Raw genomic sequence first — 20,977 nt, 5'->3', positions numbered from 1 at the left:
CGCCCGGTGCGCCCCCGCCGCGAGCGCCCCGGGAGGGTCAGCGGGCGATGGGGGCGGTGCGGGCGCCCGTGAGGGTGACGAGGTGCGCGGGCGCGAGTTCGACTTCGAGGCCGCGGCGGCCGGCGGAGACGTAGACGGTGGGGTGGGCGAGGGCGCTGGCGTCGACGACGGTGCGCAGGGGGCGGCGCTGGCCCAGCGGGGAGATGCCGCCGAGGACGTAGCCGCTGCTGCGCTCGGCGGCGGCCGGGTCGGCCATCGCGGCGCGCTTGCCGCCGACCGCCGCGGCCAGGGCCTTGAGGTCGAGCTGCCCGGTGACCGGGACGACGCCGACGGTGAGGACGCCGTCGACGTCGGCGACCAGCGTCTTGAACACCCGCTCGGCCGGGACGCCGAGCAGCTCGGCGGCCTCGCCGCCGTAGGAGGCGGCGGCCGGGTCGTGCTCGTAGGAGTGGACCGTGAACGGTACGGCGGCGCTCTCCAGGGCGGCCGTCGCGGGCGTTCCCCGGCCGCCCTTCTTCGGCTTCTTGGCCACGGGGGCCTCCGTCATCAGTTGGGGCTGAAGGACTGGCGGGTGAGGTTGACGGCGGGCAGCGACGGCAGCCAGCTGAGCACCGCCGTCTCGCGGCGCAGCAGGTCGAGCTCGGCGCGCAGCCGCTGGGCGTTGTCGGGGCAGGCGAGCAGCTGCTGCTTCAGCGGGACCTCCAGGACGGCGGCCGCGGCGACCAGGTAGGACAGCACCTGGGGGTCCCCGGGCAGCTCCTGGCGGCCGACCGTGCTGGCCTCCCGCGCGCCGGCGAGCCGGCGCTGGTAGGTGCGGAAGACCCGCTCGACCTCGGCGGCGAGCGCGCCGGAGCCCTCGCCGGTGCGCTCCTCGATGGGGTCGAGCTCACCGGTGAGGTACGGGCCGGCGACGTCGACGGACCGCAGCCGGAACCGGGTGGTCCCGGTCACCAGCAGCTCGTACCGGCCGTCGGGCTGCGCCTGGACGGAGGTGACGTCGGCGACGCAGCCGATGGGGTGGAGCGCCTCCAGCGGGTCGCCGGTGGCGGTGCCGAGGCCGGCCAGCGGGCCGGCCGGGCCGTCCTCGGGGCGGACCGGGGCGACCTCGCGGCCGTCCTTGATGGCGAGCACGCCGAAGCGGCGCGGCCGGTCCTCGGGCTGCTCCAGCAGATCGGCGACGAGACGGCGGTAGCGCTCCTCGAAGACGTTCAGGGGCATCACCAGGCCCGGGAAGAGCACGGTGTTCAGCGGGAAGAGCGGAAGCCGTTCTGTCACGGCGGACAGCGTAGTTCCCCGGACCGGCCGGGCCTTCACGGCCCTGGCCGCGCTAGCCGCGCTGGAGCATCCGGCTGGCGCCGGCGGCGACCGTGGTGGCGAGCACCCAGCCGACGATCACCAGGCCGGAGGAGACCCACTGGGCGGTGCCGCCGGGGTTCCAGCCGCTCTGGCCGAGGTCGACGACCGGCAGCAGCTGGCCGAGCGCGTACAGCACCGGGTTCCAGTGCGGGCGCTCGTCGGCCTTGAGCGGCTGGAGCGCGTGGGTGGCGAAGTAGAGGCTGCCGAGCGCCCAGGCGAGCAGCAGCCACAGCGCCGCCCGGCCGGGGCGGAAGCCGTAGCCGACGGTGGCGTCCTGGACCCGGCCCCAGATCCGGGCCGGCAGCGGCAGGGTGCGCCGGCGCCGGCGCTGCTTGGCGTAGAGCACCGTGCGGGCGTCGTCGTCGGCGCCGTCGCGGCGCAGTGCGGCGGCGAGCTGCTCGTAGGACTCGGGCTGGAAGTCCACCGAGGCGCTCTCCAGCCAGGCGATCCGCTGCTGGACGGTGAACGGCGCGGCCGGGCGCAGGCACTCGTAGGTGAAGCCGGTGAGGCCGAGGTGCCCGCCCTGCGGCCAGGCGTCGGGGGCGTCGACGAGGTTGCCGATCCGGGCGCGGGAGAGCGAGACGGTGCCACTGGGCGGGGTGCGGCAGGTGAACCGCAGTTCGGGGGTCTGGATCCGGCGCAGGGCCAGTTCGTCGCCCTCGCCGAGGTGGAACTCGGCGCCGGAGATCAGGCAGGCGTTCTCGAACCGGCCGTCGGAGAGCCGGACCCGTCCGTACGCGCGGAACGGCGTGCTGTCGGCGTTCGGCGGGACCACCTGGCCGTAGCCGGAGCCGTAGTAGGACTGCGAGTCGGTCCAGCCGCGGTCGGCGGAGCTGCTGAGGTACAGCGTGTGGCCGACGATGATCCGGGGGGCGTTGAGCGCGTTGGGGTTGTCCGGGACGGCCCGCAGCAGGGCGCCGCGCAGCGAGAGCCGGCCGCCGATCCGGGCGGTGCGCAGGCTCACCTCGCCGACGGACTCCAGCCGCTCGGCCTCGAAGTCCTGGCTGACGGCGAGGCCGTCGGCGGACAGTGCCCGGCCGAACCGGTCGCCGCCCAGCACGGCCTGGTTGAGCAGCAGGTCGGTGCCGATCCGGGCGTCGGTGAGCCGGACGCCCTGCGGGATGCGGCAGCGGGCCAGGTGGAGGTCCCCGGAGGTGACCAGCCGGGAGGCCTCCAGGCGGGGGACCAGACAGCCGACCAGGCGCAGGGTGCCGGCCTCGGCCTCGGACATGAGGATCTTCTGCTCGAAGCGGCAGTCGTGCAGTTCGACGTAGTGCCCGATGGTGCCGCCGGCCAGCCGCAGCGGCCCGGTGACCAGGGCGCCGGTGAGCTTGAGCGAGGCGACCCGGCCGGGGACGGCGGCGGGCCCGTCCAGCAGCAGACGGGAGAGCACCTGGGCGCGGATCGTCCGCCCGGAGCCCCAGGCGGCCTCGCCGAACGGGTCGTCCTCGGCCGCGTCGCCGGTGCGCAGATCGTGGATCCGGCCGTGTCGGAACGCGTGCCAGAGCGCCTGTTCGGCGGCCGTCCAGTCGTCCGGTGCCCGATCCGTCACGGTTCCCCCCAGTCGTCCCCGGCCTCCCCCGGCCGTCTCGCCCTTCGTATCACGGACTGAAATGCGGGACCGCCGGTTCCGGCCACTCCTTACACTGGGTGGCGTGATCTCTCGAATCGATCTGCGCGGCTCGCTCGACGACCCGCGCGACCTGCTGCCCCGTGCCGACTTCGACGTCGCGGCCGCCCTGGAGAAGGTGCGTCCGATCGCCGAGGACGTGCATCATCGCGGGGTCGCGGCGCTGATCGAGATCACCGAGCGCTTCGACGGCGTGCGGCTGGAGACCACCCGGGTGCCGGCCGGGCAGATCGCCGAGGCCCTGGAGGGGCTGGAGCCGAAGGTGCGCGCCGCGCTGGAGGAGTCGATCCGCCGCGCCCGCATCGTGCACGGGGACCAGCGCCGCGAGGGCCGCACCACCCAGGTGGTGCCGGGCGGCACGGTGACCCAGCGCTGGGTGCCGGTCGACCGGGTCGGGCTGTACGTGCCGGGCGGTCTGGCCGTCTACCCGTCCTCCGTTGTGATGAACGTGGTGCCGGCCCAGGAGGCGGGCGTGCGCGGCATCGCGGTGACCTCCCCGCCGCAGAAGGCCTTCGGCGGCCGGGTGCACCCGACCATTCTGGCGGCCTGCGCGCTGCTCGGCGTCACCGAGGTGTACGCGGTCGGCGGCGCCCAGGCGGTCGCCATGTTCGCGCTCGGCACCGAGGAGTGCGAGCCGGTGAACATGGTCACCGGCCCCGGTAACATCTACGTGGCCGCCGCCAAGCGCTACTTCGCCGGGCGGATCGGCATCGACTCGGAGGCCGGCCCGACCGAGATCGCCGTCCTCGCCGACGACAGCGCCGACCCGGTGGACGTCGCCGCCGACCTGATCAGCCAGGCCGAGCACGGCCCGACCTCCGGCTCGGTGCTGGTCACCGACTCGGTGGCGCTGGCCGACGCGGTCGAGGCCGAGCTGAAGGCGCAGGTCGCCCGCACCAGGCACAGCGAGCGGGTGGCCGAGGCGCTGGGCGGCCGGCAGTCCGGCATCATCCTGGTCGACGACCTGGAGCAGGGCCTGACCGTGGTCAACGCCTACGCGGCCGAGCACCTGGAGATTCAGACCCGGGACCCGCACGCGGTCGCCGCGAAGGTCCGCAACGCCGGCGCGATCTTCCTCGGCCGGTTCACCCCGGTCTCGCTCGGCGACTACGCGGCCGGCTCCAACCACGTGCTGCCCACCGGCGGCTGCGCCTGCCACTCCTCGGGGCTGTCCGTGCAGACCTTCCTGCGCGGCGTGCAGGTCGTCGAGTACGACCGCGAGGCGCTGGCCGGCATCGCCGAGCACGTCGTCAACCTGGCGGACGCCGAGGACCTGCCCGGTCACGGTGACGCGATCAAGGCCCGATTCGGATGGAGTGTGCCGGGCGCGTGACGAAGATCGACGACCTCCCCGTCCGGGACGAGCTGCGCGGCCAGTCGCCCTACGGCGCCCCGCAGCTCGACGTCCCGGTCCAGCTGAACACCAACGAGAACCCGTACCCGCTCCCCGGGGAACTGGTCGCCCGGATCGCCGAGCGGGTCGCCGAGGCCGCCCGCAACCTCAACCGCTACCCCGACCGGGACGCGGTCGAGCTGCGCGACGGCCTGGCGGCGTACCTCACCCGCACCACCGGCCACGCCGTCGCCCGGGAGAACGTCTGGGCCGCCAACGGCTCCAACGAGGTGCTGCAGCAGCTGCTGCAGACCTTCGGAGGGCCTGGCCGCACCGCGCTCGGCTTCGAGCCCTCGTACTCGATGCATGCGCTGATCTCCCGCGGCACCGGCACCGGCTGGATCTCCGGCCCGCGCAACGCCGACTTCACCATCGACCTGGACGCGGCCGTCGCGGCGATCGCCGAGCACCGCCCGCACGTGGTGTTCGTCTGCTCGCCGAACAACCCGACCGGCACCGCGGTGGACGCCGGCACCGTGCTGCGGCTGTACGAGGCCGCGCAGGCCGCCCGGCCCGGCCTGGTGGTGGTCGACGAGGCCTACGTCGAGTTCTCGCACCGCGCCTCGCTGCTGTCGCTGATCGAGGGCCGCCCCAACCTGGTGGTCTCGCGCACCATGTCCAAGGCCTTCGGCGCGGCCGGGCTGCGCCTGGGCTACCTGGCCGCCGACCCGGCGGTGGTGGACGCGGTGCAGCTGGTCCGCCTGCCGTACCACCTGTCGGCCGTCACCCAGGCGACCGCACTGGCCTGCCTGGAGCACACCGACACCCTGCTCGGCTACGTCGGCCGGCTCAAGGACGAGCGCGACCGGCTGGTCGAGGCGCTGCGCGGGCTCGGCCTGGAAGTGACCGACTCGGACGCCAACTTCGTCCAGTTCGGCCGCTTCGCCGACACCCACGCCGTCTGGCAGGCCATCCTCGACCACGGCGTCCTGGTCCGTGACAACGGCGTTCCGGGATGGCTGCGCGTCACCGCCGGCACCCCCGCCGAGAACGACGCCTTCCTGGACGCCGTCGCCACCGTGATCAAGGAGCTGTAACCCCGAATGACCCGCATCGGACGCGTCGAGCGCACCACCAAGGAGACCTCCGTCCTGGTCGAGATAGACCTGGACGGCACCGGCAAGACCGACATCTCCACGGGGGTCGGCTTCTACGACCACATGCTCGACCAGCTCGGGCGCCACGGCCTCTTCGACCTCACCGTGAAGACCGACGGCGACCTGCACATCGACACCCACCACACCATCGAGGACACCGCCCTCGCGCTCGGCGCCGCCTTCAAGCAGGCGCTCGGCGACAAGGTCGGCATCTACCGGTTCGGCAACTGCACCGTGCCGCTGGACGAGTCGCTCGCCCAGGTGACCGTCGACCTCTCCGGCCGCCCCTACCTGGTGCACAGCGAGCCGGAGAAGATGGCGCCGATGATCGGCACCTACGACACCACCATGACCCGGCACATCCTGGAGTCCTTCGTGGCCCAGGCGCAGATCGCGCTGCACGTCCACGTGCCGTACGGGCGCAACGCGCACCACATCGTGGAGTGCCAGTTCAAGGCGCTGGCCCGGGCCCTGCGCTACGCCGCCGAGCGCGACCCGCGCGCGGCCGGCATCCTCCCGTCGACCAAGGGTGCGCTGTGAGCAAGGCCGCGATCGTCCTCATCTTCGCCGGGCTCTTCCTGACCGGCGGGGTCATCTCGTTCTGGAAGCAGAAGCAGTCCAAGGGCGTCATCCTCGTGCTCGCCCTGGGCGCGGTGATGTGCCTGGGCTCGGGCCTCATGCGCCTGTAACCGTCGAGCGAACGAAAGACTGGACACCTGAACATGGGCAAGAACGTCGTGGTGCTCGACTACGGCTCGGGCAACCTCCGCTCGGCGCAGCGCGCCCTGGAGCGGACCGGGGCCGACGTCACCGTCACCTCCGACTACGCGGCGGCGATGGACGCCGACGGCCTGCTCGTCCCCGGCGTCGGCGCCTTCGAGGCCTGCATGCGCGGTCTGAAGTCGGTCCGCGGGGACTGGATCATCGGGCGCCGGCTGGCCGGCGGCCGGCCGGTCATGGGCATCTGCGTCGGCATGCAGATCCTCTTCGAGAAGGGCGTCGAGCACGGCGTGGAGACCGCCGGCTGCGACGAGTGGCCGGGCACGGTGGAGCCGCTGGAGGCGCCGGTCGTGCCGCACATGGGCTGGAACACCGTGGACGCCCCCGAGGGCAGCCGGATGTTCGCCGGCCTGGACGCGGACACCCGCTTCTACTTCGTCCACTCCTACGGGGTGCGCAGCTGGGAGCTGGAGGCGCACAGCGCGCGGATCAACCCGCCGCTGGTCACCTGGGCCACCCACGGGCAGCCGTTCGTCGCGGCCGTCGAGAACGGGCCGCTGTGGGCCACCCAGTTCCACCCCGAGAAGTCCGGCGACGCCGGCGCCGCCCTGCTGACCAACTGGGTCAGCACCCTCTGACGACGGAAGAGTTTCAGATCATGAGCCGCCTCGAACTGCTGCCCGCCGTCGACGTCCGGGACGGCCAGGCCGTCCGCCTGGTCAAGGGCGCCTCCGGCACCGAGACCTCCTTCGGCGAGCCGCTCGCCGCCGCCCTCGCCTGGCAGGACGCCGGCGCCGAGTGGCTGCACCTGGTCGACCTCGACGCCGCCTTCGGCACCGGCTCCAACCGGGACCTGGTGCGCGAGATCACCGAGACCCTGGACATCAAGGTCGAGCTGTCCGGCGGCATCCGCGACGACGCGTCGCTGGCCGCCGCCCTGGCCACCGGCTGCACCCGGGTCAACCTCGGCACCGCCGCCCTGGAGAGCCCCGAGTGGGTCGCCAAGGCCATCGCCGAGCACGGCGAGCGGATCGCCGTCGGCCTGGACGTGGTCGGCACCACCCTGCGCGGCCGCGGCTGGACCAGCGAGGGCGGCCAGCTCTTCGACGTGCTGGCCCGCCTGGACGCCGAGGGCTGCGCCCGCTACGTGGTCACCGACGTCAACCGGGACGGCACCCTGACCGGCCCCAACCTGCAGCTGCTGCGCGACGTCTGCGCCGCCACCGACCGGCCGGTGGTGGCCTCCGGCGGCGTCTCCTCGCTGGACGACCTGCGGGCGATCGCCGGCCTGGTCGGCGAGGGAGTCGAGGGCGCCATCGTGGGCAAGGCACTCTACGAGCAGAAGTTCACCCTGGGAGAGGCGTTGGAGGCGGTTTCGGGATGACGGAACGTCGGATCGTACGCGGCCGGCTCGGCGGGTTCTCGCACTGGGAGGACCTGCTCGGCGCGTCGCAGGCGGTCGCCGCCGGGGACCACGTCCACGTGGCCGGTGCCCGGCCGCTGGCGGACGGGGTGCTGTCCGGCGAGGGCGACCCCTACGAGCAGGCGAGGGCCGCCTTCGGCAACGCGCTGGAGGCCCTGGCCGCGTACGGTCTGACGGCGGACGACGTGGTCCGCACCCGGATGTACCTCACCCACGCCCGTGACATCGACGCGGCGGGCCGTGCCCACCACGAGCTCTTCGGCGCGGTGCGCCCGGCGGCCGCCGTCGTGGTGGTCGAGAGCCTGGTCGACTCGCGGATGCTCGTCGAGATCGAACTCGACGCCCACCGCGCCGGACTCGCCGCAACCCTGGAAGCTCTGGAAGGCAATCAGCCGTGACCCTCGCAGTACGTGTCATCCCCTGCCTGGACGTCGACGCCGGCCGCGTGGTCAAGGGCGTCAACTTCCAGAACCTGCGCGACGCCGGGGACCCGGTCGAGATGGCCAAGCTCTACGACGCCGAGGGCGCCGACGAGCTGACCTTCCTCGACATCACCGCCTCCTCCGGCGACCGCGAGACCACCTACGACGTGGTCCGCCGCACCGCCGAGCAGGTCTTCATCCCGCTGACCGTCGGCGGCGGCATCCGCGCCGTCGAGGACGTCGACAAGCTGCTGCGGGCCGGCGCCGACAAGGTCGGCGTCAACACCGCCGCCATCGCCCGGCCCGAGCTGGTCCGGGAGATCGCCCAGCGGTTCGGCCGCCAGGTGCTGGTGCTCTCGGTGGACGCCCGCCGCTGCCCCGAGGGCACCGTGACCGCCTCCGGCTTCGAGGTCACCACGCACGGCGGCCGCAAGGGCACCGGCCTGGACGCCGTCGAGTGGGCCGGGCGCGCCGCCGAGCTGGGCGCGGGCGAGATCCTGCTCAACTCGATGGACGCCGACGGCACCAAGGACGGCTACGACCTGGAGCTGATCCGGGCCGTCCGCGCGTCCGTGTCGGTGCCGGTGATCGCCTCCGGCGGGGCCGGCAAGCTCGCCGACTTCGCCCCGGCGGTGGAGGCGGGCGCGGACGCGGTGCTGGCCGCCAGCGTCTTCCACTTCGGCGACCTGCGGATCGGCGAGGTCAAGGACGCGCTGCGGGAGGCCGGGCACCCGGTCCGTTAGGGATCCCCCTCGGCCGGCTCCGGCAGGCCGGGCAGCGAGAGCACGGTGGTGCTGCGCCGGCCCGGCCCGGTCAGGCCCCGGCCGGCGCGTGCAGCGCGTGGTGGACCCGGCGGGCGGGCCCGCGCGGCGAAGCTCGGCCAGCAGGGTGCCCCCGGGCCAGCTCCCGTCCGCCCCGTCCGCCGCACGGCCCGCCCCTGCGCTGCTCGTCGGCGAGGACGGCGCAGGGGCGGAGCGGCGGAAGCGGTCAGGAGTCCTTCGGCGGCTCGCCCTTGATCAGCGCGAACGGGGCGCCGAACGGATCGGCCAGCCAGGCGATCCGGCCGACGTCCGGGACGTCCTCCGGCCCCATCAGCACGGTGCCGCCGGCGCCGGTGGCCCGGGAGACCACGCCGTCCACGTCGGAGGCGCCGAAGTACGGGGTCCAGCTGGGCGGCTGGGCCTCGCCCATCACCGGGGCGATGCCGCCGAAGGCGGTGGCCCGCAGATCGCCCTCGGCCGGGGAGAGCACCTTGTACGTCATGCCGGGCGCGGGGAAGTCCTCGGAGCGCCAGCCGAACACCTTCTGGTAGAAGGCGTGGCCCGCGTCCACCGCGCTGGTGTGCAGTTCGACCCAGATCAGCGCGCCGTCCTCGGAGACGACGTCCAGACCGGGCACCGCGGCGGGCTGCCAGACCGCGAACTCGGCGCCCTGCGGGTCGGTCAGCTGGGCCATCCGCCCGGCGTCCATCACGTCGAGGGCCGGGACCCGCACGGCGCCGCCGGCCTGCTCGACGGCCTTGCCGGTGGCCTCGGCGTCGGGCGTGCGGAAGTACGTCGTCCAGGCGGAGTGCGCGCCCTCCTCGGTGAGCGGGCCCACGGCCGCGGCCGTCCTGCCGGCCAGCTGGAGGAAGCCGTAGCCGCCGGCCTCCGGGCCCGCGGACCGGAAGGTCCAGCCGAAGACCGTGCCGTAGAAGGTGGCGGCGGCGGCCGGGTCCGGGCTGCCGAGGTCGATCCAGCAGGGGGAGCCGGCGGGGAAGTCGGTGGTGAGCATGGTGTCGCGTCCCTTCGAGGGGCAGGGAGACGGGTACGACCGGCCGGGCGGGCGTACCCGCCCGGCCACTGCCACCTGCGAGTCTGCACCCCGCCACCGACATCCGCAGCCGGGGCGGCCGGCTACGGGAGCGGCAGGACGTGGCGCAGCGCCTCGACGGCGTCCGGGGCGCCGTCCACCGTCAGCTCGGCGCGGGCGCCGCGGCCGTAGACGAAGAGCAGCAGCTCGCCCGGCTCCCCGGTGATCCGCACCGGCGGCTGACCGGCCGGGCCGACGGTCAGACTGGTGCCGTCCGGGCGGCTCAGCTCCAGCCGCACCGGGGAGCGGCGGCCCGCCTCCAGCCGGGCGATCAGCGGCAGCCGGCGCCAGAGCGCCTCGGCCCGGCCGGGCGGCACGGGCTGCGGCCCGGGGCCGTCACCGGCCCGGGCGACGTCCTCGGCGTGCACGTAGTACTCGACGGTGTTGGCCGCCTCGTCCGCGCCGGGCAGGGAGAACGGCGAGAGGACCGGCGGGCCGGAGCGGAACAGGCGGACCAGCTCCTCGTAGGGCCGCTCGGCGTACGACTCCTGCACCCGGCGGGTCCAGCCCGCCAGCGGCCCGATCCGGATGCCGGCGGCGGCGTCCGGCCGCCGCTCGCGGATCACCAGGTGGGCGGCGAGGTCCCGGGTGGACCACCCGGCGCAGAGGGTGGGCGCGTCCGGCCCGGCGGCGGCCAGCAGTTCGGCCAGACGGTGGCGCTCGGCGTGGGCGTGGTTCGACATGCCTCCACCCTAGGGTCTGCCGCGTTGATCGTTCCCGGGTCCGCGGCGATCGGCCGCCCGCCCCCGGCGGGCTGACGCCGGGTCAGCGCAGCTGCCCGCTCAGCTTCGTGGAGCCGGGGCGGTTGCTCGCCGTCAGGATGCAGGTGTAGTCCCGCCAGCCCTGCTGGTAGAAGGTGTAGCTCGGGCCCACCGGATAGCTGTAGTACGGCCCGCCGCCGCCCTGCCGGGCCTCGGCGGCGGCCTGGGCCTCCTTGCAGCCGTCCCGCATCGCGCCGGCGACCTGGTAGTCGCCGGACAGCCCCTCGGGCAGCAGCTGGTCGGCGATCGCCTCGCCGTCGTGCTTCTCCTCGCAGGGGCGGGGCTCCGGCTTGGTGACGGTCTTGCTCAGCTGCGGGTGGTCCAGGCAACTGCCGACGGGGAAGAAGCTGTACGGCACCACCTTGGCCGGGGCCGGCGTCGGCGTCGGGGTGGGCGTCGGGGACGGCGTGGGAGTGGGCGCCGGCGTGGCCGTGGTGGGGGAGGGCGGAGGCGGCTCGGGCGCCGGCTCGTCCTCGGGCCACAGCAGGACCGTCGCCACCACCGCGAGCAGGACCGCCAGCACCGCCGCGACGGCGATCAGCAGGCCCCGGGACGGCCGGGTGTCGGAGGTGCCCCCGGGGCGGGGGCGGTCGTCGTCGCCGTCGTCCGGCGGTCCGGCCGGTCCGGAAGCGCGCTGCTCGGAGGTCATGACCACGAGAATGGCGCAGAGCGGGGCCGTGCGGCAGGCGGTTTCCACAACTCGTTCGATCGGATGGTCGGCCCGGCGCCCGGCGGCCCCGCCCGCCGTGGCCCGCGGGGCCCGGCCGCGATCCGGACGGCTGCCCGGCGGCCCGGACCGGGCTGACACAATGGCCCCATGCCCACCTCACCCGCCGCCCCCGGTTCCACCGCCCTGGCCCCCGAGATCGCCGCCCGGCTCAAGCGCACCGAGGACGGCCTGCTCCCGGCCGTCGCGCAGCAGTACGACACCGGCGAGGTGCTGATGCTCGGCTGGATGGACGACGAGGCGCTGCACCGCACCCTCACCACCGGCCGCTGCACCTACTGGAGCCGCAGCCGCCGGGAGTACTGGGTGAAGGGCGACACCTCCGGCCACGTCCAGCAGGTCAGGTCGGTCGCGCTGGACTGCGACGGCGACACCCTGCTGGTCAAGGTGGACCAGACCGGTGCGGCCTGCCACACCGGCGACCGCACCTGCTTCGACGCCGGCGTGCTCCCGCTCGGCTGACCGCCCGCCCGGCCGACCCACCCCTTCCGTCCCTCCGTCGTAAGGTGCCGCCCGCCATGGACCTCGAAGCCTTCCGCAAGCTCGCCGTCGACACCCGGGTCATCCCGGTCACCCGCAGGCTCCTCGCGGACGGCCTCACCCCGATCGGCCTCTACCGCAGCCTCGCCGCCGAGCGCCCCGGCACCTTCCTGCTGGAGTCCGCCGAGCAGGGCCGCAGCTGGTCGCGCTACTCCTTCGTCGGCGTGCGCAGCGCCGCCGCCCTGACCGCGGGCCCGGACGGCGACGCCCGCTGGCTCGGCACCCCGCCGGTCGGCATCCCCACCACCGGCGACCCGCTGGAGGTGCTGCGCGCCGCGCTGCGGGCCCTGCACACCCCGCGCCACGCCGACGACGGCCTGCCCCCGCTCACCGGCGGCCTGGTCGGCTACCTCGGCTACGACGTGGTGCGCCGGCTGGAGAAGCTGCCGGACCTCAACCCGGACGACCTCAAGCTGCCCGAGCTGACCCTGCTGCTCGCCACCGACCTCGCGGTGCTCGACCACGCCGACGGCACCGTGCTGCTGATCGCCAACGCGGTCAACCACAACGACCTGGCGAGCGGCGTCGACGAGGCCCACGCGGATGCCGTCGCCCGGCTCGACGCGATGGAGGCCGACCTGCTCAAGCCGGTCGACCCGGGCCTGGCCACCTTCACCCCGAGCGGCCCCGGCGAGGTCCGCTCGCCGTTCGGCGGGGAGCCCTACCGGGCCGCGGTGGAGGAGATCAAGGAGCGGATCCGGGCCGGCGAGGCGTTCCAGGTGGTGCCCTCGCAGCGGTTCGAGGCGCCCTGCCCGGCCTCCGCGCTCGACGTCTACCGGGTGCTGCGCACCACCAACCCGAGCCCGTACATGTACCTGTTCCGCTTCCCCGGCCCGGACGGCGGCGCCGAGGGCGGCTTCGACGTGGTCGGCTCCAGCCCGGAGGCGCTGGTCAAGGTCACCGACGGCGCGGCGATGCTGCACCCGATCGCCGGCACCCGCCACCGCGGCGCCACCCCGCACGAGGACGCCGAGCTGGCCGCCGAACTGCTCGCCGACCCCAAGGAGCGCGCCGAGCACCTGATGCTGGTCGACCTCGGGCGCAACGACCTCGGGCGGGTCTGCGAGCCGGGCAGCGTCGAGGTCGTCGACTTCATGCACATCGAGCGCTACAGCCACGTCATGCACATCGTCTCCACGGTGACCGGCAAGGTCGCCGAGGGCCGGACCGCCTTCGACGTGCTGACCGCCTGCTTCCCGGCCGGCACCCTGTCCGGCGCGCCCAAGCCGCGGGCGATGCGGATCATCGAGGAACTGGAACCCACCCGCCGCGGCCTGTACGGCGGCTGCGTCGGCTACCTGGACTTCGCCGGGGACTCCGACACCGCGATCGCGATCCGCACCGCGGTGCTGCGCGACGGCACGGCGTACGTCCAGGCCGGCGCCGGTGTGGTGGCCGACTCCGACCCGCACGGCGAGGACACCGAATGCCGCAACAAGGCCGCCGCCGTCCTGCGCGCGGTCGCCACGGCGAATACGCTGCGTAGGCCGTAGGACACGCCCCAGGACGTGGGCCCCCGCGCAGTCCGCGGGGGCCGCCGCAGCGGAAAGGGACAGCAGGATGCCGGACGTGCAGCGGCGGATCGTGACCGCCGCCAGGGAGCAGCTGGTGCGGCAGCCGGGCGGCCACGGCGGCGTCCTCGCGGACGTGCGCCTGGAGGGGCGGGCGGCCGCGCTCGTGCTGCTCGCCCCCGGGGCGGTGCCGGACCCGGCCGGGCACTACCGGGCGGTGGACGCGCTGGTGGTGCTGGACGTGCTCCCGGCGCCGGAACGGGCCGAACGCCACCGCTTCCACGCCGCCGCGGGCGTCCCGCTGTACGTCGTGGTGGACCCGGCGGAGGGGGTCTGCACGGTGCACAGCCGTCCGCTGCCCGGCACCGGGTACCGGGAGGCGGAGCGGGTGCCCTTCGGCAACGACCTGTTCCTGCCGCTGGGGGAGCGGACGCTGGTGCTGGAGACCGGCGACTTCCCCACCGAGCCGCCCACCCCGGGTGCGGCGGCGGGGTGAGGACGGGGGACACTGGAACGGTGAGCGCCGAAGCCCCTGCCGACCCCGTGCCCGCCGACCCCGGCCCCGCCGCCGCGCCCGCGCCCGCCGCGCGGGCCGGGCGGCGCACCCTCGGGGTGATGCTGCTGCTCACCGTGCTGGGCGCGGTGCTGGTGCTGACCGCCGCCGGCCGGATCTGGGCCGAGGGGACGGCGGGGACCCTGGAGGTCTCCGTCACCGGCGGGAAGATCTCCGAACTGCCCGCCGGGCTGGCGCTGGTGGCGCTGGCGGCGGCGGTGGCGGTGTTCGCGGTGCGCGGCGCCGGCCGGATCGCGGTGGGGGCACTGACCGTGCTGGCCGGGCTGGGCGCGGCGGCCGCCGCCGCGGCGGGCGCCGGGGACACCGCCGCGCTGGACGCCGAGGCGGCCCGCAAGCTCGCGCTCACCGGCTCGGCCGCGACCGGGGTCGGGCACACCGGCTGGCCGTGGGTGGCGCTGCTGGGCGGGCTGCTGCTGGCGCTGGCCGGGCTGCTGACCGCCCGGTACGGGCGCGGCTGGCCGGCCATGGGCAGCCGCTACGAGGCGCCGGCCGGCAAGGCGCCGGCGAAGCGGCGGACGGCCGCCGCGGACAGCCCGGCGGACCTGTGGAAGGCGCTGGACCGCGGCGAGGATCCGACGGCGCGCTGACCGGCGCGCTGACCGGCGCGGACGCGGGCGGCGCACTGTGACGCGATAGACCCGCCACCCCCTTTGGGACGCCGGTGTGTGGCCCGGCACAATGGAGACGTCCATGGGACACGTCAACCCGGGAGGGGCCGAGCAGGCCCGGCCGGGCCCCCGAGAGCGTAGGAGCACCATCCAATGGCAGCAGCAGCACACGGCCACACCCCCGCCGCCTGGACCGGCGTGACCATCTCGTTCCTCGGCTTCTGCGTCGCGGGCGTCGCGATGATCCTGCCGTCGGTGCTGCTCACCTGGGCCGGCCTGGTGGTCGTCCTGCTCGGCGGCGTGGTCGGCAAGGCCATGTCGATGGCGGGCATGGGCAAGCAGCCCAGCACCAACGTGTACACCCACGAGGAGCAGGCCGCGCTGGCCGCCGCCTCCGCCTGACCGACCGGCGCTCCGCGTGAACGGCGGCCCTCGGGCCGCCGTTCCGCGTGTGCCGGTGGGGCCGGAAACGCACCGCGGCGGGGCACAATCATGGGCGTGAACGCCGCCCCCGCCCCCACCGCCTCCGCCCGGCCCTCCGCGCCGCGCCGGCTGGTGCCGCCGCTCGCCGCAGCGGCCGCCGTGGCCCTCCCCGCCGGGTACGTCGCCGCGGTGGACCCCAACGTCCCCGGGCACTACCCCGACTGCCCCTTCCTGGCGGCCACCGGCTGGTGGTGCCCCGGCTGCGGCGGACTGCGCTGCGTGCACGCGCTGGCCCACGGGGACCTCAGCGGGGCGCTGCACGACAACGCCGTGGCGGTGCTGCTGTTCGCCGTGCTGGCGGTGCTCTGGGTGCGCTGGCTCTGGGCGGCGCTGCGCGCCCTGCCCGGCCCCCGGCCGGCGCTCGGGCCCCGGCGCTGGGTGCTGGTGGGGCTGCTCGTCCTCGTCTTCACGGTGGTCCGCAACCTGCCGATCGGGGCCGGCCTGGCCCCGCCGCCGCTCTGACCGCCGGGGTGGCGATGGTGTGAAGCCGCAGTTCGCGGGCGTGTCCGGGGGTCCGTACCGTGAGACGCGCGCCGGGCGGATGCGCTGTGCGCTCCCCCTTGCCGATACCATCGAAGGGCCGGAGGCCCGCTGGCCGTCCGGCTCCTCGCCAGCAGGACCAGGACTGGCAGACATGATGGGGGCGCCCGAGTGAGTGTGCTCGACTCGATCGTCGAAGGGGTCCGCGAGGACCTCGCCGAGCGGCAGGCCCGGGTCTCGCTGGACGAGCTCAAGGAGCTCGCCGCCAAGGCCCCGGACGCCAAGGACGGCGTGGCGGCGCTGCGCGGCGACGGTGTCCGGGTGATCTGCGAGGTCAAGCGCTCCAGCCCGTCGAAGGGCGCGCTGGCCGCGATCGCGGACCCGGCGTCGCTGGCGATCGACTACGCGGCCGGCGGTGCCGCCGCGATCAGCGTGCTGACCGAGCAGCGCCGCTTCGGCGGGTCGCTGGCGGACCTGGACGCCGTCCGGGCCGCGGTGGACACCCCGCTGCTCCGCAAGGACTTCATCGTCACCGCCTACCAGCTGTGGGAGGCCCGCGCGCACGGCGCCGACCTCGCGCTGCTGATCGTCGCGGCCCTCGACCAGCCGGCCCTGGTGTCGCTGATCGAGCGGGCCGGGTCGATCGGCCTCACCCCGCTGGTCGAGGTGCACGACGAGGAGGAGATCAAGCGCGCGGTGGACGCCGGCGCGCGGATCATCGGCGTCAACGCCCGCAACCTCAAGACCCTGGAGGTGGACCGCAACACCTTCGGCAACGTCGTCCACGCGATCCCGGACGACATCGTCAAGGTCGCCGAGTCCGGGGTGCGCGGCCCGCTGGACGTCATCTCCTACGCCAACCTGGGCGCGGACGCGGTGCTGGTCGGCGAGTCGCTGGTGACCGGCAAGGACCCGCGGGCCGCGGTGGCCGACCTGGTCGCGGCCGGCGCCCACCCGGCGATCCGGCACAAGGACTGATCCCGCCGCCATGAAGATCGCCACCCGTCTCGCCCCCGGCTGCCGCCCGCGCGGCTGCCGCGCGCCCGCGCGCCGGGTGCTGGGCCGACGGGTGCGCTACGTCATCGGCTGCGAGCCCGGGCAGGTGCCGGGGCGGCGATGGCGCGTGACGTCCGGCTGACCGCAGCCGGCGGACGTCACCGTCAACCGTCGTCATCTTCCCGAGGGACTTCACCATGTCCGAACGGTCCGAGAAGGACTACCTGCCCGGCGCCGAGGTGCCGGACGCACGCGGCTACTTCGGCGCGTACGGCGGCCGCTTCATCCCGGAGGCGCTGGTCGCCGCCGTGGAGCAGGTCGCCGAGGAGTACGAGAAGGCCAAGGCCGACCCGGCCTTCGCCGCCGAGCTGGACGCGCTGCTCAAGGACTACACCGGCCGGCCCAGCCCGCTGACCGACGTGCGGCGGTTCTCCGCCGAGGCCGGCGGCGCGCGCATCCTGCTCAAGCGCGAGGACCTCAACCACACCGGCTCGCACAAGATCAACAACGTGCTGGGCCAGGCCCTGCTCACCAAGCGGATGGGCAAGACCCGGATCATCGCCGAGACCGGCGCCGGCCAGCACGGCGTGGCCACCGCCACCGCCTGCGCCCTGTTCGGCTTCGACTGCACCATCTACATGGGCGAGGTCGACACCCGGCGCCAGGCGCTGAACGTCGCCCGGATGCGGATGCTCGGCGCCGAGGTGGTGGCCGTGACGTCCGGCAGCCGCACCCTCAAGGACGCCATCAACGAGGCGTTCCGCGACTGGGTCGCCAACGTCGACTCGACCCACTACCTGTTCGGTACCGTGGCCGGGCCGCACCCGTTCCCGATGATGGTCCGCGACTTCCACCGGGTCATCGGCGTGGAGGCGCGCGAGCAGGTCCTGGAGCGCACCGGGCGGCTGCCCGACGCGGTCGTCGCCTGCGTCGGCGGCGGCTCCAACGCGATGGGCATCTTCCACGAGTTCATCCCGGACGCCGGGGTGCGCCTGATCGGCTGCGAGGCGGCCGGCGAGGGCGCCGAGACCCCGCGGCACGCGGCCACCCTCACCAAGGGCGACCCGGGCGTGCTGCACGGCTCGCGCACCTACGTGCTGCAGGACGAGGACGGCCAGACCATCGAGTCGCACTCGATCTCGGCCGGCCTCGACTACCCGGGCGTCGGCCCGGAGCACGCCTGGCTGAAGGACACCGGCCGGGCCGAGTACCGCCCGGTCACCGACGACGCCGCCATGCAGGCGCTGCGGCTGCTGTCCCGCACCGAGGGCATCATCCCGGCGATCGAGAGCGCGCACGCGCTGGCCGGCGCCCTGGAGCTGGGCCGCGAGCTCGGGCCCGAGGCCACCGTCCTGGTCTCGCTCTCCGGGCGCGGCGACAAGGACATGCACACCGCCGCCGAGTACTTCGGCCTCTACGACGAGCCGGGCGCCGGCTCCGCCCACGGGGGTAAGTGACCATGGCTTCGAAGCTCAGTGGCGTCCTCGCCGCCGCCAAGGCCGAGGACCGCGCCGCGCTGATCGGCTACCTGCCGGCCGGCTTCCCCTCCGTGGACGGCGGCATCCGGGCGGTCGGCGCGCTGATCGAGGGCGGCTGCGACGTCGTCGAGATCGGCCTGCCGCACTCCGACCCGGTGCTGGACGGCCCCACCATCCAGACCGCCGACGACATCGCGCTGCGGGCCGGCGTGCGGATCAAGGACGTGCTGCGCACCGTCCAGGAGGTCGCCGCCGCGCACCCCGCCGCGGCGGTGCTGGTGATGACGTACTGGAACCCGGTGGACCGGTACGGCGTCGCGCGGTTCGCCGCCGACCTCGCCGCGGCCGGCGGGGCGGGCTGCATCCTGCCGGACCTGCCGGTGGAGGAGTCCGAGGAGTGGCGCAAGGCGGCCGGGGAGCACGGTCTGGACACCGTGTTCGTGGTCGCGCCGAGCAGCAAGGACAAGCGGCTGGCCGAGGTCACGGCGGCCGGCAGCGGCTTCGTGTATGCGGCCGCGGTGATGGGCGTGACCGGCAGCCGGGCCCAGGTCGGCGAGCTGGCCGAGGACCTGGTCGCCCGGACCAGGGCCACCACCGACCTGCCGGTCTGCGTCGGTCTCGGCGTGTCGACCCGGGAGCAGGCCGCCCAGGTGGCCGGGTTCGCGGACGGCGTGATCGTCGGTTCGGCGTTCGTGCAGCGGATCCTGGACGCCGACGGGGACGAGCGGGCCGCGCTGGCGGCGGTGCGCGAACTGGCCGGCGAACTGGCCCAGGGCGTCCGTCGGCGGTAGGCCGCCCCTCCGTCCGCGGTGCCCGACGGCCCGCCGCCCCGCCCGGGGCGGCGGGCCTTCGCCGTTCCCGGACCCGTTCGGTCACCCCCTCGACCCGAACGGGTGAACAGTGGCGGGCACGCGCACCAGCCCGCGGTTGGGCGGCGTTGAGTGGAGGGACGAGTGCACGAGCGACGTGCCCGGGGGCCAAGCGAGCGGAAGGGGTCGGCCGATGCCCGGTCTTCAGCGAGCCGTGCTGCTGCGGGCGGCCGCGGCCGCGCTGGCACTCGGCGCCGCCTTCGGGGCGCAGTGCGCGGTCGGGCCGGCGCTGGCCAGGCGGGGGGTGGAGCGCGCCGAGCGGGACGCCCACGTCTGCGCGGAGGCGGTCCGGATGGAGGCGGCGGCCGCGCTGGCCGCCCGCCCGGGCCCCGCCGGGCCCGGCGGCTCCGGGCACGCCGACCGTCACGACGTCGACCGGTACGACCTGGGGTGGCCGTTCGGCTGCGACCCTGATCACTCGTTAGGGTGAAATCACCTCAGAGTGTCTTTACCTTCACTCTTTCGGCTTAACTCCGAAAACCGGAAGAACCCGGCGTCCCCGGGAGCGGTTCATAGGGGCGTGACGGTGTTTCCCGAGGGGGTTGTCCGGATGGCCGGGCCGGCGACGGAGTGGATCGGCACGGCCGCCCGGCTGGGCCTGGCCGTGGTCTGGGGCTGGGCCGGGCTGGCGAAGATCGCCGACCCGGCGGAGGCCGCCCAGGCGGTGCGCGCGTACGAGATCCTGCCCGAGTCCCTGGTCAAACCGGTGGGCCACGGGCTGCCCTTCCTGGAGCTGGCGCTCGCCCTGCTGCTGCTGGCCGGCCTGGGCACCCGGGTGGCCGCGGCGGTCTCCGCGGTGCTGCTGCTCGCCTTCATCGGGGGCATCGCCTCCGCCTGGGCGCGCGGCATCTCGATCGACTGCGGCTGCTTCGGCGGGGGCGGGGCGGTCGACGCCTCGCAGACCGAGTACCTGCAAGAGATCCTGCGCGACACCGGATTCCTGCTGCTGGCCGGCTGGCTGCTCCGGTGGCCCCGCACCAAGTTCTCGGTGGACGGCCTGCTGGCGGGCTGAGCACCCGCCCCACCCCCCGGACCCGCCACCCGCACCCCCACCCCCGAACCTGGATCCCAAGGCTGATGAGCGAGAAGAACCGAGAAGGCAAGCGCACCGCCCGTGAGCGGATGCTGGCGGAACGCGCCGAGGAGGAGGCCCGCGGCCGGCGGAAGCGGAAGCTGGTCATCGGCGGAGTGGCGCTCGCGGTGATCGCCGCCGCCGTGGTCACCGGCGTCGTGGTGCAGGACCAGCGCTCCACGCCGGAGACGCCCACCGCCGTACCGGCCGGCACGATCGGGGACAAGAACCTGGTCGTCCCGGTGGGCTCGGACAACGCGCCGTCCGTCCTCACCGTCTACGAGGACCCGCGCTGCCCCGCCTGCGGCGTCTTCGAGCGGGAGTTCTCGCCCACCATCAGCCAGCTGGAGGACGCGGGCAAGATCTTCACCAACTACCACATCGTCTCGTTCATCGACCGGGCCGTGCCGGGCAAGGGCTCCAAGTACGCGGCCAACGCGCTCGGCTGCGCCCAGGACGCCGGGCACTTCCGCGACTACCACGACGTGCTCTACCGCAACCAGCCGGACGAGACCAACGACGCCTTCGGGAACAAGGCGACCCTGATCAACCTCGCCAAGCAGGTCGACGGCCTGGTCACACCGGCCTTCGAGTCCTGCGTCAACGATCTGAAGTTCGGCGACTGGGTCTCCGCGGTGCAGCAGGACTTCGACAAGTCCAACTTCAAGTCCACGCCGACCGTGCTGCTCAACGGTCAGCCGGTCTACCCCAAGTTCAACAACGAGGAGATCACCCCGGCCAACCTGGTGAAGTGGGTGGACGCCGCCAACCAGGGCAAGCAGCTGGGCACCCCGGGCACCCACGGCCAGTCGCCCGCGCCGACCAGCACCGCCTCGGAGGCCAACAACCCCTCGCCCAACGCCGGCTGAACCGGGCGCGTACGCTGCAGGGTGGCCGCCACCCCCTCCCCGTCCGGAGGGGGCGGCGGCGGGCCGTGCTCCGGGTCCGCGCACCGATCTGTGCCCGACTGTGACCCGCCGGGGTGC

27 protein-coding genes are annotated in these 20,977 nt (G+C 74.6%); 21 read left to right on the top strand and 6 right to left on the bottom strand.

Annotated elements, in window-relative coordinates; translation table 11 throughout:
• Positions 1-37 precede the first annotated feature (37 nt).
• The 3 genes from ybaK to ACF1AK_RS01040 are packed head-to-tail and all read right to left on the bottom strand — an operon-like array spanning position 38 to position 2,908.
• Positions 38-532 carry a Cys-tRNA(Pro) deacylase gene (gene ybaK / locus ACF1AK_RS01050; protein WP_391497330.1) on the bottom strand — a complete coding sequence of 165 codons (495 nt, stop codon included), beginning with the start codon at positions 530-532 and terminating at the stop codon, positions 38-40.
• A gap of 14 nt (positions 533-546) precedes the next feature.
• Positions 547-1,275 (bottom strand): LON peptidase substrate-binding domain-containing protein, encoded by a 729-nt coding sequence (locus ACF1AK_RS01045; RefSeq protein ID WP_391496666.1) that lies wholly within the window; start codon positions 1,273-1,275, stop codon positions 547-549.
• A 52-nt stretch (positions 1,276-1,327) separates the two neighbouring features.
• Positions 1,328-2,908 (bottom strand): oxidoreductase, encoded by a 1,581-nt coding sequence (locus ACF1AK_RS01040; protein WP_391496665.1) that lies wholly within the window; start codon positions 2,906-2,908, stop codon positions 1,328-1,330.
• A gap of 103 nt (positions 2,909-3,011) precedes the next feature.
• On the opposite strand from ACF1AK_RS01040, the gene hisD reads away from it, so the two are divergent.
• The 8 genes from hisD to hisF are packed head-to-tail and all read left to right on the top strand — an operon-like array spanning position 3,012 to position 8,784.
• On the top strand, positions 3,012-4,319 hold the full coding sequence (gene hisD, locus ACF1AK_RS01035; RefSeq protein ID WP_391496664.1) for a histidinol dehydrogenase: 1,308 nt from the start codon (positions 3,012-3,014) through the stop codon (positions 4,317-4,319).
• Positions 4,316-5,416, top strand: coding sequence for a histidinol-phosphate transaminase (locus tag ACF1AK_RS01030; RefSeq protein ID WP_391496663.1), 1,101 nt, complete (start codon positions 4,316-4,318; stop codon positions 5,414-5,416). Before hisD ends, ACF1AK_RS01030 begins: the two co-directional genes overlap by 4 nt.
• Positions 5,417-5,422: 6 nt before the next feature.
• Positions 5,423-6,016 (top strand): imidazoleglycerol-phosphate dehydratase HisB, encoded by a 594-nt coding sequence (hisB, locus tag ACF1AK_RS01025; RefSeq protein WP_391496662.1) that lies wholly within the window; start codon positions 5,423-5,425, stop codon positions 6,014-6,016.
• Positions 6,013-6,165 (top strand): hypothetical protein, encoded by a 153-nt coding sequence (locus tag ACF1AK_RS01020; RefSeq protein ID WP_380286810.1) that lies wholly within the window; start codon positions 6,013-6,015, stop codon positions 6,163-6,165. The genes hisB and ACF1AK_RS01020 overlap by 4 nt, the downstream gene beginning before the upstream one ends.
• A 33-nt stretch (positions 6,166-6,198) precedes the next feature.
• Complete coding sequence (gene hisH, locus ACF1AK_RS01015) at positions 6,199-6,834, top strand: imidazole glycerol phosphate synthase subunit HisH (protein WP_391496661.1); 636 nt, start codon at positions 6,199-6,201, stop codon at positions 6,832-6,834.
• 20 nt (positions 6,835-6,854) lie between these two features.
• Complete coding sequence (gene priA / locus ACF1AK_RS01010; RefSeq protein WP_380286808.1) at positions 6,855-7,580, top strand: bifunctional 1-(5-phosphoribosyl)-5-((5-phosphoribosylamino)methylideneamino)imidazole-4-carboxamide isomerase/phosphoribosylanthranilate isomerase PriA; 726 nt, start codon at positions 6,855-6,857, stop codon at positions 7,578-7,580.
• The gene (locus ACF1AK_RS01005) at positions 7,577-8,017 is read left to right on the top strand and encodes a Rid family hydrolase (RefSeq protein WP_391496660.1); all 441 of its coding nucleotides are present in this window, start codon (positions 7,577-7,579) and stop codon (positions 8,015-8,017) included. Before priA ends, ACF1AK_RS01005 begins: the two co-directional genes overlap by 4 nt.
• Entirely contained in the window at positions 8,014-8,784 is a 771-nt protein-coding gene (gene hisF, locus ACF1AK_RS01000) for an imidazole glycerol phosphate synthase subunit HisF (RefSeq protein ID WP_391496659.1), read from the top strand. The genes ACF1AK_RS01005 and hisF overlap by 4 nt, the downstream gene beginning before the upstream one ends.
• Before the next feature lie 244 nt (positions 8,785-9,028).
• Here the strand turns inward: hisF and ACF1AK_RS00995 are convergent, their stop codons facing one another.
• The 3 genes from ACF1AK_RS00995 to ACF1AK_RS00985 form a co-directional block, all read right to left on the bottom strand.
• Entirely contained in the window at positions 9,029-9,814 is a 786-nt protein-coding gene (locus ACF1AK_RS00995; protein WP_391496658.1) for a VOC family protein, read from the bottom strand.
• Positions 9,815-9,936: 122 nt separating this feature from the next.
• Positions 9,937-10,575 carry a TIGR03085 family metal-binding protein gene (locus tag ACF1AK_RS00990; RefSeq protein WP_391496657.1) on the bottom strand — a complete coding sequence of 213 codons (639 nt, stop codon included), beginning with the start codon at positions 10,573-10,575 and terminating at the stop codon, positions 9,937-9,939.
• Between the two features lie 82 nt (positions 10,576-10,657).
• Positions 10,658-11,302: a hypothetical protein gene (locus tag ACF1AK_RS00985; RefSeq protein WP_391496656.1), complete on the bottom strand. Its 645-nt coding sequence runs from the start codon at positions 11,300-11,302 to the stop codon at positions 10,658-10,660.
• 168 nt (positions 11,303-11,470) lie between these two features.
• Between ACF1AK_RS00985 and hisI the strand changes: the two genes are divergently transcribed.
• From hisI to ACF1AK_RS00920, 13 genes are all read left to right on the top strand, one after another.
• Positions 11,471-11,842, top strand: coding sequence for a phosphoribosyl-AMP cyclohydrolase (hisI, locus tag ACF1AK_RS00980; RefSeq protein ID WP_391496655.1), 372 nt, complete (start codon positions 11,471-11,473; stop codon positions 11,840-11,842).
• Positions 11,843-11,898: 56 nt separating this feature from the next.
• Positions 11,899-13,413 (top strand): anthranilate synthase component I, encoded by a 1,515-nt coding sequence (locus tag ACF1AK_RS00975; RefSeq protein WP_391496654.1) that lies wholly within the window; start codon positions 11,899-11,901, stop codon positions 13,411-13,413.
• Between the two features lie 67 nt (positions 13,414-13,480).
• Positions 13,481-13,927, top strand: a complete 447-nt coding sequence (locus ACF1AK_RS00970; RefSeq protein ID WP_387673408.1) for a hypothetical protein — start codon at positions 13,481-13,483, stop codon at positions 13,925-13,927.
• Positions 13,928-13,947: 20 nt separating this feature from the next.
• Positions 13,948-14,592: a TIGR02234 family membrane protein gene (locus ACF1AK_RS00965; RefSeq protein WP_391496653.1), complete on the top strand. Its 645-nt coding sequence runs from the start codon at positions 13,948-13,950 to the stop codon at positions 14,590-14,592.
• A gap of 174 nt (positions 14,593-14,766) precedes the next feature.
• Positions 14,767-15,015, top strand: a complete 249-nt coding sequence (locus tag ACF1AK_RS00960; RefSeq protein WP_391496652.1) for an HGxxPAAW family protein — start codon at positions 14,767-14,769, stop codon at positions 15,013-15,015.
• Positions 15,016-15,105: 90 nt separating this feature from the next.
• Positions 15,106-15,558 carry a DUF2752 domain-containing protein gene (locus tag ACF1AK_RS00955; protein WP_391496651.1) on the top strand — a complete coding sequence of 151 codons (453 nt, stop codon included), beginning with the start codon at positions 15,106-15,108 and terminating at the stop codon, positions 15,556-15,558.
• A gap of 189 nt (positions 15,559-15,747) precedes the next feature.
• Positions 15,748-16,554 carry an indole-3-glycerol phosphate synthase TrpC gene (gene trpC / locus ACF1AK_RS00950; protein WP_391496650.1) on the top strand — a complete coding sequence of 269 codons (807 nt, stop codon included), beginning with the start codon at positions 15,748-15,750 and terminating at the stop codon, positions 16,552-16,554.
• Positions 16,555-16,564: 10 nt separating this feature from the next.
• A complete protein-coding gene (trpM, locus tag ACF1AK_RS00945) occupies positions 16,565-16,714 on the top strand; it encodes a tryptophan biosynthesis modulator TrpM (protein ID WP_374119904.1) in 150 nt (49 codons plus the stop codon).
• Positions 16,715-16,769: 55 nt separating this feature from the next.
• Complete coding sequence (trpB, locus tag ACF1AK_RS00940; protein ID WP_380286793.1) at positions 16,770-18,029, top strand: tryptophan synthase subunit beta; 1,260 nt, start codon at positions 16,770-16,772, stop codon at positions 18,027-18,029.
• A 2-nt stretch (positions 18,030-18,031) separates the two neighbouring features.
• Positions 18,032-18,841, top strand: a complete 810-nt coding sequence (gene trpA / locus ACF1AK_RS00935; RefSeq protein WP_391496649.1) for a tryptophan synthase subunit alpha — start codon at positions 18,032-18,034, stop codon at positions 18,839-18,841.
• Positions 18,842-19,052: 211 nt separating this feature from the next.
• On the top strand, positions 19,053-19,349 hold the full coding sequence (locus ACF1AK_RS00930) for a hypothetical protein (protein WP_391496648.1): 297 nt from the start codon (positions 19,053-19,055) through the stop codon (positions 19,347-19,349).
• 120 nt (positions 19,350-19,469) lie between these two features.
• On the top strand, positions 19,470-19,931 hold the full coding sequence (locus tag ACF1AK_RS00925) for a MauE/DoxX family redox-associated membrane protein (RefSeq protein WP_391496647.1): 462 nt from the start codon (positions 19,470-19,472) through the stop codon (positions 19,929-19,931).
• 65 nt (positions 19,932-19,996) lie between these two features.
• Positions 19,997-20,860, top strand: coding sequence for a DsbA family protein (locus ACF1AK_RS00920; protein WP_391496646.1), 864 nt, complete (start codon positions 19,997-19,999; stop codon positions 20,858-20,860).
• Positions 20,861-20,977: the final 117 nt, after the last annotated feature.

Source organism: Kitasatospora sp. NPDC015120 (assembly GCF_043080305.1).
Classification (GTDB): Bacteria; Actinomycetota; Actinomycetes; order Streptomycetales; family Streptomycetaceae; genus Kitasatospora.
The sequence above is the reverse complement of the archived record's forward strand: the minus strand, read 5'-3'. Positions and strand labels throughout refer to the sequence as shown.